At 44.3% G+C, this 10531-nt stretch carries 7 protein-coding genes and 2 pseudogenes; 8 read left to right on the top strand and 1 reads right to left on the bottom strand.

Going from position 1 to position 10531, the window contains the following annotated elements; translation table 11 throughout:
• Positions 1-217 precede the first annotated feature (217 nt).
• From WKT20_RS16700 to WKT20_RS16675, 6 genes are all read left to right on the top strand, one after another.
• Complete coding sequence (locus tag WKT20_RS16700; RefSeq protein ID WP_340417760.1) at positions 218-481, top strand: hypothetical protein; 264 nt, start codon at positions 218-220, stop codon at positions 479-481.
• Positions 481-1197, top strand: a complete 717-nt coding sequence (locus WKT20_RS16695) for a FecR family protein (protein WP_340417759.1) — start codon at positions 481-483, stop codon at positions 1195-1197. Before WKT20_RS16700 ends, WKT20_RS16695 begins: the two co-directional genes overlap by 1 nt.
• A 179-nt stretch (positions 1198-1376) precedes the next feature.
• A complete protein-coding gene (locus tag WKT20_RS16690) occupies positions 1377-4865 on the top strand; it encodes a SusC/RagA family TonB-linked outer membrane protein (protein WP_340417758.1) in 3489 nt (1162 codons plus the stop codon).
• A 12-nt stretch (positions 4866-4877) separates the two neighbouring features.
• Positions 4878-6401 carry a SusD/RagB family nutrient-binding outer membrane lipoprotein gene (locus WKT20_RS16685; protein WP_118244631.1) on the top strand — a complete coding sequence of 508 codons (1524 nt, stop codon included), beginning with the start codon at positions 4878-4880 and terminating at the stop codon, positions 6399-6401.
• Between the two features lie 50 nt (positions 6402-6451).
• Positions 6452-7951: a glycoside hydrolase family 30 protein gene (locus WKT20_RS16680; RefSeq protein WP_118244633.1), complete on the top strand. Its 1500-nt coding sequence runs from the start codon at positions 6452-6454 to the stop codon at positions 7949-7951.
• Between the two features lie 12 nt (positions 7952-7963).
• The gene (locus tag WKT20_RS16675; RefSeq protein ID WP_182424022.1) at positions 7964-9424 is read left to right on the top strand and encodes a glycoside hydrolase; all 1461 of its coding nucleotides are present in this window, start codon (positions 7964-7966) and stop codon (positions 9422-9424) included.
• Positions 9425-9710: 286 nt separating this feature from the next.
• Here WKT20_RS16675 and WKT20_RS16670 read toward each other — a convergent pair.
• Positions 9711-9854, bottom strand: a pseudogene (locus WKT20_RS16670) (IS982 family transposase); the annotation flags it as partial.
• Positions 9855-10011: 157 nt separating this feature from the next.
• Between WKT20_RS16670 and WKT20_RS16665 the strand changes: the two are divergent.
• Together WKT20_RS16665 and WKT20_RS16660 are read left to right on the top strand one after the other, a co-directional pair.
• A pseudogene (locus tag WKT20_RS16665) lies at positions 10012-10249 on the top strand (hypothetical protein); the annotation flags it as partial.
• Position 10250: 1 nt separating this feature from the next.
• Complete coding sequence (locus WKT20_RS16660) at positions 10251-10508, top strand: RNA polymerase sigma factor (RefSeq protein WP_304266634.1); 258 nt, start codon at positions 10251-10253, stop codon at positions 10506-10508.
• Positions 10509-10531 lie beyond the last annotated feature (23 nt).

The raw sequence follows: 10531 nt of genomic DNA, 5'->3' as shown, positions 1-10531 counted from the left end.
CAGAAATAGCTGAAAAGTTAGGAATCTCAGTCAATACAGTTCATGAGCATATTACTTCATGTTTATACACCATCCGACACTACCTCATCAAATATGGTAAAGTCAATTCCAACTTGCTCACCATCCTTTTATTCATTATATTTAAAAAAGGTTAATCCATCCCCCCATCTTCTTTACAGCGGTGTATTTATTATAAAATCGCAAACCAGATAAGAAGATGGAAAAAAATCAAGATAAACAGCAAATACGCCGATACCTGAACGGAGCCTATAACAGTCATGAAGCAAAAGAAATGGCTGAAAGCCTACTGCGTGCCGATAAAGAGGGCATTCTGGACGACTTGGCAGATGAAGTTTGGGAGGAAGCCTTATCATTGCCCGAACCTTCAGACCAAATCAAAGAGCAGTATAAGAAAGAAGCTCAGCACCTGCTTGAGAGTATGCAGTCTCAAAAACGCTCATTCACCAAGCGGATACTCTAATGGCTACGGGTATCGCTGCATCTATTCTTGTGATTTGGGGAGCCATTACTATGAAACAACAATGGGATATCCAACACATCACAGTAGCTCAAGCAACAACCGGCTTCGGGGAGAAGAAAGAATTGACCCTCCCCGATGGCAGCCAAATCATATTAAATGCCTGCTCAAAATTAGAATACCCTTCCCAGTTTATCGGAGATAAAAGAGAAGTACAACTCGTTGGAGAAGCCTACTTCAAGGTCCAATCAAATCCTGAGCAGCCTTTTCTAATTCAGACCTCTGATTTTCAAGTAGAAGTATTAGGCACAGAGTTTAATGTGAAATCATATGCTCATGACCAGATTCAATCGGTAGAAGTGGAAAACGGAAAAGTACAAGTAACTTTGCCCGAAGACCGAATCCGGCTGAAAAAACAAGAACAAATCTACCTGAACAAGCAGTCGGGTGAATACAGCAAGTTAAAAAGAAGTGAGAATAAAGTAGCAGCATGGCGCAATGGGGCTTTGCATTTTTATCAAACCCCACTGACCGATGTGGCAAAAGAACTCGAACGAAGATACCATTGCAAAATATCTTTCCGCCAAGGAGAAGTTTTTGAGAATCTCATCTCTGGCGAGCATGATAACCAAAGCTTAGAGTCGGTTCTGGAGTCACTACACTACATCTGCGGTATCAACTACGAAAAGGATGGAAATCAAATTACATTTTATAAATAAATATCAACCTTTATTGCCTGAATGCCTATGAAATCATCTCCCTAATTACCAAGAGAAGTAAAAGTTTAACTCAGGAAAGCTTTTATCTCATCCGATACACTGCCACGGCCTCCAGCCGATGAGTTGACAGCGTATCCGCTGCTTTTACAACCTAAATCTTACCATTAAATCACAGCCTTATGAATATGAATTCTATTCTAAAAAAGGAAGGCACACACTACTCTCCTTTTGCTGCTTTTTTACTATTCGTATGCTTATCTGTTATTTCTCTACAGACCTATGCACAAAATGAAAGCAGTTTAACCTTACAAGTGAAAGACCAGAATGTAGAACAAGTTTTTACACAAATAACTAAACAAATCGGAATAAAGTTTTTCTATGACCATGAAACGATTCGCCAGGAGCCTCCGGTTAGCTTAAATCTTTCAAAAGCACCTCTGAGCGAAGCACTTAATGCCATTAGCCAGCAGACTCAACTGCGCTTTGAGCGTAAGGGGAATACGGTATTGGTCAGCAGTAAAACAAAGCAAAAACAAACAGAAACGAAAAAAGAACCCATATCTGTAAAAGGAAAGGTTTCTGCCAGCAGTGGAGAGGCCATTATTGGAGCCAGCATCCAAGTGAAGGGAACTGCTACCGGTACCATTACCGATATGGACGGAAACTTCAGCCTTCAGGCAGAAGAAGGGCAGGTCTTGACCATTTCATACATTGGATATGAATCGGTACAAGTGAAAGCCGGGCGCAAACCTCTGAACATCACCATGAAAGAAGACGATGTAGCAATGGATGAAGTTGTGGTAACCGCCTTAGGTATCCGCAAAGAGAAGAAAGCATTGGCTTACTCCGTAACCGAAGTAAAAGGTGAAGACATGAACCGCGTGAAAGTAGCCAACCTCGCAACAGGTCTGGCAGGTAAAGTGGCAGGTGTCAATGTATCAAAACCGGCTTCAGGGGTAATGGGTTCCAGCCGAATCATCATCCGCGGTAACGGCTCACTGAATGGTTCAAACCAACCTTTATACATCATCGATGGTATTCCAATGGATAACACCAACTACGGACAGACTGGCATGTGGGGTGGTACTGATGGCGGTGACGGTATCTCATCAATCAACAGTGAAGATATTGAAAGCATGTCTGTATTGAAAGGTGGAACAGCTGCTGCTCTGTATGGTTCTCGCGCTTCGAACGGTGCCATTGTCATCACAACCAAACGCGGTTCGGTAGGCAAAGTGAAAGTGGAGTATAACCTTTCTTATACCAACGAACAAATCATGTTCAAAAACGATGACCTGCAATGGGAATATGGAGCCGGCTCGAACGGTGCCAATGCCGAACAGATGGCTTATGGTGTAGCTATGCAGCAGATACAGCAACAAGGCTACCCAGAATCCATGCTCCCGGTATTGATAGAAAAAATTGCCCCGAGTTTGGCTTCACAAATCAATATGTTGTCATTTGGAAGTAAGTTAGACGGCAAAGACATAATGCAGTTTGATGGCGTACGCCGCCCGTATATCGCTTCCGGCAGAGACAACTTCAAGAACTTCTACCAGAATGCCTGGGCGCTGACCAACAACCTGGCTGTATCGGGTGGTACTGAAAAAGTACAGTTCCGTATGGCTGCCGGCGATCAACGCTTCCACGACATCATGCCTAACTCGAAACTGGAACGTAACAACATCACCTTAAACGTACAATCTAAACTTGACGAACATCTCACCATCAAAGCAAACGTGATGTATGTACGCGAACGCGCCAAAAACCGTCCGGGATTAGGTGACTTGACCTCGAATGCCAATGCTACTTTATTTATGCTTTCACCCAACACCGATGTACGCCTGCTGGAAAAGAGAGTGGACTACAAGGGTATGGAGTTTCTGCCCACAGGTCAGACTTATATCGGCAACCCCTACTTCATTGCTTATAACCACAGCAACAAAGACAGCAAAGACCGTGTAATCGGTTCTATCGAAGCACAATATAACTTCACTCCGAACTGGTATCTGCGCGGTAAATTCGGAGGTGATATGATTAACCGCCGCAGTGAAAGCATTGTTCCTTATGGTACAGCGGTCGATAACGATGGATCAATCACCAGCAGTTCGATCTACAACGGCGAGTTCAATGCCGAAGCTATTTTAGGATATACCAACTCCTTCCGCAACAACTTGTTCAGCATAGACGCTTTTCTGGGATGGAACACCATGGGAGCCTGGTATAACCAGACCACTGCTACCGGACAAGGATTCATACAGCCCGGTTTCGAAGCCATGGGAAGCAATACCGTAACAAGCGGAAGTACCTCTAAATCGGAAAGCTATATCAACTCTATTTTTGGGCAGCTGGAACTTTCTTACCGAAGCATGGTTTACTTGACTCTGACCGGAAGAAATGACTGGTTCTCTGCCTTATCATATAAAGGTAAAAACAGCTCCAATCATATTTTCTATCCTTCAGTAGGTGCCGGATTCATCATCAGCGAAGCTGTAAAAATGCCCGAATGGATTCCTTACTTGAAAATTCGTGGTTCATGGGCACAGTCAGGTGGTGCCGTAGGTCCTTATAACTTGGGGTTGACTTACGCATTCAATCAGAAAATGTTCGGTCATCCTATCGGCTATATCGGACAATCCATCGTACCGAACCTTGACTTGAAACCGTTGACCTCGAATGCTTATGAAATCGGTTTGGATGCCCGCTTCCTCAATAACCGCATCGGTATTGATTTTACTTATTACGTACGTAACACCAAGGACGATATCGTAGATGCCGGAGTTTCTTCTGCTTCTGGTTATAAAGGCGTTCGCATCAATGCAGGTAAAGTGCATAATCATGGTGTGGAACTCTTGCTGACTGCCGTTCCGGTCAAAACAAAGGATTTTACTTGGAACAGTTCATTGAACTTCTCTTATAACAAGAGTGAAGTAAAACGAATTACCGACGATATCAATGAGTTCATCCTGGAAACAGCCCGTACCGGTCATGACGGCGACAACTGTGGTCCGGCTTTCATCTATCACGAAGTAGGCGAACCTTACGGTATCATTAAAGGAGAATCTTACAAGCGGAACGATAAAGGTGAAATCATGTTCGACGACAATGGTCTTCCCATGAAGGGTGGTATCAAGAAACTGGGTGAATCGGTAGCTCCTTATACCTTAGGTTTCAGCAACAGCTTTAATTATAAAGGCTTCACATTAAGCTTCTTGATTGATGCAAAAATCGGCGGTGACATCTATTCCATGACTAATGCACACATGTACAGCTTCGGTCGCCATGCAGGCACTTTACCCGGACGTGAAGGCGGTGTACTGGGACAAGGCGTCAAAGCCGACGGAGTAACACCGAATGATGTAAAAGCTGACGCCATGAAGTATTACATGGCTATGGCAGGAATCACTGAGGAGTTTGTTTACGATGCTTCTTTTGTGAAACTTCGAGAACTTTCATTCGGCTATTCCTTCCCGCAGAAATGGATTAAGAAACTGGGTATGTCTGCTCTTTCTTTAGCCATCGTAGGACGTAACCTCTGGAACATTTATGACGATGTTCCTTTGGTTGACCCGGAAGCCATGCTGAACATTGGCAATGGTCAGGGATTTGAGTCATACGGAATGCCGGCTACTCGCAGCATTGGTTTTAACTTGAATGTGAAATTTTAAAAACGGACAGCTATGTTAACAAGATATTTAAAAGCAACATTGTTTTGTGCTGCAGGCATGTGCCTGACAGCCTGCGATTTTGAAGAAAAAAACTTGAACCCCAATGAAAGTACGGTCATTACTCCTGGTCCGCTGTTAACCTATACCCAGCTGAATACAAGCGTAGACGGCCATACCAAAAATATGCAAATTGGCTGCTGCATGATGATGGTTCAGCAAACCGCTTCGTTGGAAAGTACCGAAGCAGGTGTGGGCGACAAGTATTATATGATGCAGGCTCCCTCAACTTCATATTTTCTTGATTTTTACAGTACAGCCATCAAGAACTGGCGTGAAATGGAATACCAGGCTGCACAGAAACCTGAATACCAGAACATGCAGGCAGTAGCCAAGATTTGGGGAGCCTTCCTCTTTCAACGGATGACCGACTTGTACGGAAATGTACCCTATACTGAAGCTGGATACGGATTCCGTCAGAATATCTACAAACCGAAATACGATACACAGGAATCTATCTACGCCGATTTGATAGATCAGGTAAAAGAAGGTATCAGCCTGCTCAATGCCGATAAGCCTGCTATTGAAGGCGACTTATTCTATAACGGCGACATCGACCAGTGGAAAAAGTTCGGCAACTCCCTGCTACTCCGCCTCGGAATGCGCCTGAGCAAGGTGAATCCGGATTTGGCAAAAGCCACTGCTAAAGCTGCCATTGAGGGAGGCATCATGAGTGAAGCGAAAGATATGTGCCGGGTGAAACACATTGCCGGCGGACGTGATGAAGACAAGAATCCGGTGGCTTTACGCTTCCAGAAAGACGACTACATCGGACAGGGTAAGGTGAAAATAAGCCAGACTTTTATGAATCATCTGCAAGCTACCAAAGACCCTCGTATCGCTGTATTCTGCTCGCTGAAAGACGGCAATGCTGACCCAAGTGTCCAGAAAGGTCTTCCTAACGGTTATGATAAAAATACCATCAGTACCAATTCCGACTATACCGGCAAACTTGAAGATTACTCAAACTTCAATACAAACGTAATCTTGCGCGAAGATGCACCTACCCTGCTGCTTATGCCGAGTGAGAGTAAGTTGCTTCAGGCTGAAGCTGCTCTGCGCAACTGGGTAGCAGGCGACCCGGAAGCTCTCTATAAAGAAGCCATCCGCCTTTCTATGCAGGAGCAGAAAGAGGCTTACGGTGTAAGCATCTCTGAACAGCAAGTAGACGACTATCTGGCACAAAACCTTTTCGCAAATGCTGCTTCGCAAGAAGAAAAGCTGGAGGTACTGGGTAATGAATACTGGGTTACTACCTTCATGAACGGGTATGAAAGTTATGCCAACTGGCGTCGCTGCGGCTATCCTAAACTGACTCCTACCCATTATGCAGGCAATGAAAGCAACGGACAGATACCCCGACGCTTGCCGTATGCCATTGATGAATATACCATCAACAAAGCAAACGTTGAGCAGGCTGTCCAGCAACAGGGAGCCGACAACTTGAACACCCGTATCTGGTGGGACGTAGCCAAGTAATCCAAAGACAACACTTAAACAGTGAACTATAACCTTTAAAAAACAACATTATGAAAAAGGCTTTTTATCTGACAGCCCTTTTGGGTCTGCTTTTCTCCTGCTCGCAAACAGATGAGCCCGAGGTTATGACCCAAGATGAACCAACTGCCGAAACACGCGGTTTGTTCACAAAAAATGTGGTGATAGAATGGAATGAAGAGGGACAGGAATTAGACGGCTTCGGTATAGCTGAAGCCGACTGTGCCGCCGATATTTTCACTCATCCCAAAAGAAAAGAAGTCATGGATTTGCTTTTCGGCAAAGATGGGTTGAATATAAGTATGCTCCGCGGAGAAATTTTCCCGCATTACTGGATGAAGGAAGGTGACACTTCTTTTGATACGGATGTAAGAACGGACATGCCGCTTGGTGACCCTTATTTCCAGCAAGCTGAAACCAACGAACTGAAAAGAAGAGGACAATTATGGGTTACTCAACAAGCCAAACAATTATATCATGTAGATAAGCTGTTCTTCAGCACCTGGAGTCCTCCCGCATGGATGAAACAAGACGGCTACATCACTGAAGATAACTTTGCTTCACATGGTTCGCTGAAAAAAGAATATTACCAGATGTTTGCCGATTACCTGGTTCAGTTCGTACAAGCCTACAAAGAAGCCGGAATGGATATTTATGCCATATCACCGGTCAATGAACCAAACTACGAGGCTAACTGGAACTCATGTAAATGGTCGCCCGAACAGCTCGCCGACTTTATTGCCAACTACATGGGGCCGACATTCGAAAAGCAGTCAGTGAACCCGCAAATCATCTTCGGAGAACTGGCTCAATGGTCTACACTGGCACTCGGAGCATTCAATGTGGTTTCAGCCAAGAAGTATGCCGAAAACGTAATGGAGGCTAATCCTGATGTTATTAAATATGCAGATATTGCAGCAGGTCACGGATATAACATTCCACGCATTCCGTATGAATTTCCTATCGTACCTTATGACAAGGCTGTTGACCAAGGTCTGAAAGTATGGCTGACAGAAATCAGCTCTGCGCTCGACAATTATGACGGTTCTATGGACAACGCCATCCACTGGGCAGAGGTCTTCCATAAATACCTCGCCAATGCACATGTCAATGCTGTATGCTGGTGGACAGGAGCCAGATATACCGATACGAATGAAAGCCTCATCAAACTGGAACAAGGCAACTTCCAGATTCCAAAACGGTTTTATACGTATGGCAATTACACGCGCTACGTGAAAGTAGGCAGCAAGCAAATCCGTACCGACAAGCCTATCTCTACTACCGGAAAGTTGTTACTGACTGCATTCAAGAATAATCGGGAATATGTCATGGTGGCAGTAAACAAATCGAAAGAACCGATCACAACTACCCTCCAGGTGAAAGGCGGCAGACCAATCGGGGAGTTAAAGGCATACACCACAGATGCCGAACAGAACTGGAAAGAAAGTACAATAACTAAAGATGAATCGAACATGTATCCGATTACCGTTCCCGCTATGAGCGTGGTAACCTATGTCGGCTCGGTTCAATAAAAAACAATGCGTATGAAATTTCAGCGATATGCAAAATTAATACTGGCATGTGGTATGCTGCAGGGAGCACTTCCGCTCCCTGCACAACCCACCGGTTCCATCACCCTCCGGTGTAACGACTTGCGCCAAACAATCGACGGATTTGGTGTGGGCGAAGCAGATTGGGCAGACGATGTGTTCATTTTCCCGCAACGGGAACAAGTACTTGATGCACTTTTCTCGTCTGAGGGATTAAATGTCAACATTCTCAGGGGAGAGATTTTTCCTCACTATGCCACCGGTGAACTTCAGGCAGACTTTGCCACTGCTTCCGACACCAGTCTGCACGTGGCTCAGCACCCTGAAAAAATAGAGCGGAATGATTTACTGCGCCGGGGACAATTTTGGCTCACCTCGCATGTGCAGCAGAAGTATCCCGAAGTACGGTTCACCTTCTCTACGTGGAGTCCTCCCGCATGGATGAAAGAAGGGAATCGGGCTACCGAATTGTATCCGGCATCTCAAGGAAAGCTGAAAAGTGAACATTATCAGCATTATGCAGACTACTTAGCCGATTTCTGTGAAGCGTATAACAAAGCCGGAATTCCCATCTATGCAGTTTCACCCTCCAATGAGCCGGGATATGCGGCTCCTTGGAATTCCTGTTTATGGACTCCTCAAGAGATGGGCGACTTTATCCAGCACAACTTGCTACCTACCCTGCAAAAAAGGAACCCGGAAGTCAAGGTACTGTTCGGTGAAAATCCGGCCTGGTCAACTGTATTCGACCGGCTTAAAATGATTTCATCGGCCGACTTTGTCAACAACGTGCTGCAGACTCATGCTGATATGCCCGAAAATAATATCATTGCAGCCGGACATGGTTATGTATTGCCCGATACGATTCCGCTTCCGGCAGAATTGAGACGCACTCCCATCGTTCCCTTTGAAGAGGCTGTAAAACGGAATATTCCGATGTGGGTTACCGAAATAAGCGACATCACCCCGCTGGATGTTTCCATGGAGGATGGGCTGCGCTGGGCTACTGCTTTCCATGAGTATCTGATGGAGGCACAAGTCAGTGCCATTATCTGGTGGTTGGGAGCACAACCCACCAAGACCAATGAAAGTCTGATCGTCTTGAATCAGCAAGAGGGCAGCTTCATCAAAACCAAACGATACGACACGTTTGGGAACTATACGCGTTACATTCCACGTGGAAGCCGAGGTATGGGCAACCAGCCGAACGGACTTCCTGAAGAAGTAAAAGTTTCGTCCTTCCGTTATGGCAACCAATTCACCATCGTTGTGGTCAATCCCACCGACAGGCAGCTAACGTCTCAACTTCTGCTTGAAAATGGTAAAGTTGTAAAAGGTTCGCTGAGAAATTATATTACCACAGCCGACAAACAATGGTCGGAAGGTACAATTACAGGAAGTACTTTGGAATTTTTGCCGCAAAGTGTAACCACTTTTACCGGGGAAATTCAGTAAACACCTGAAACCTGTATGGGTTGTTAACCATGCTGACATCGCTTCACAAAGATTTAACCACACCTTACAAAAGTAACTCTCTGTTTTTCTTCATAAAAGCCGAAGCTCACTCTCTCGCAGAGGAACTTCGGCTTTGCTGTTTGTGCATCCGTTACAAGCTTGCCCGCCGTGACGGATTTGTTGGTGGTTTGAGCTTGTCTTATCAAGGACAGGCATTTATCCTTGCGATAGCGATGTGCAAAGCCAATACTTCAAGGTCTGTAAATTTGGGAACTACTCCTCTTCATCTTGACACAATTCCTTATTTATTGACTAAATTGCAAGCTTCTTGCTTGCATATAATCAGGATTTTTGCGAATATTGCAAAAAGGTTTTGCATACAATATTTGTTAATTAAAAGCTTTTTCACCTTTAATTTACTAAATATCAATTAATATGTAAAACCTTTCATGCATGATTCTTTATTCATTTAATTCCGCCAACTGGCGTATTTATGATAAATAATCAACGTAATGTTCGGGTAGGCAAACCATTGACACCTATCCGAATATACTTATTATGTATAATAATGTGCTTCTCATAAAGCATTTCACATCGAAGGCACTCACCTGCGCGACAGAGAGCGCATCGCGCGTCTGTTTGCGATGGTCTGCACTGCTCTTATATGGGCGTATCCCGTTGATGAACATAAAGACATATACGTTAAACCGATAAAAAATACTGAAGCATAGACGAAAGGCTAAGTCATTGGTCAAGTATGGTCTTGAGGAAATCTCAAACATGCTTTTCCTTTTTTTTGCAGTAGAACTGAAATTTCTCTGTTAATATGGATACTACAGATGATTTTGACATTAAGGATTTAATCAGTGAATTACAGGCTAATTCAGAGAAAGCTTATACACAACTTTATAATAAGTATTCGGCACTTCTTTATAGTTTTGTGTTTAAACTCACCAAGTCGGATACCTTGTCTCAAGACATTGTACAGGAAGCCTTCATAAAGATTTGGATAAACAGAAAAGAGCTTTCGATTGATATCTCTATCAAATCTTATCTTTTCCACCTGGTGCCAAACCTGCAATAGCCTGGGCTGTACTCATCACCGGT

The sequence above is a fragment of the Phocaeicola sp. ICN-14070 genome (assembly GCF_037892625.1).
Lineage (GTDB): Bacteria > Bacteroidota > Bacteroidia > Bacteroidales > Bacteroidaceae > Phocaeicola > Phocaeicola plebeius.
The sequence above is the reverse complement of the archived record's forward strand: the minus strand, read 5'-3'. Positions and strand labels throughout refer to the sequence as shown.

Coding starts and splice junctions, on each gene's coding strand:
- WKT20_RS16660 (WP_304266634.1), top strand. CDS start 10,251: ATGGATACTACAGATGATTTTGACATTAAGGATTTAATCAGTGAATTA.
- WKT20_RS16695 (WP_340417759.1), top strand. CDS start 481: ATGGCTACGGGTATCGCTGCATCTATTCTTGTGATTTGGGGAGCCATT.
- WKT20_RS16700 (WP_340417760.1), top strand. CDS start 218: ATGGAAAAAAATCAAGATAAACAGCAAATACGCCGATACCTGAACGGA.
- WKT20_RS16685 (WP_118244631.1), top strand. CDS start 4,878: ATGTTAACAAGATATTTAAAAGCAACATTGTTTTGTGCTGCAGGCATG.
- WKT20_RS16675 (WP_182424022.1), top strand. CDS start 7,964: ATGAAATTTCAGCGATATGCAAAATTAATACTGGCATGTGGTATGCTG.
- WKT20_RS16680 (WP_118244633.1), top strand. CDS start 6,452: ATGAAAAAGGCTTTTTATCTGACAGCCCTTTTGGGTCTGCTTTTCTCC.
- WKT20_RS16690 (WP_340417758.1), top strand. CDS start 1,377: ATGAATATGAATTCTATTCTAAAAAAGGAAGGCACACACTACTCTCCT.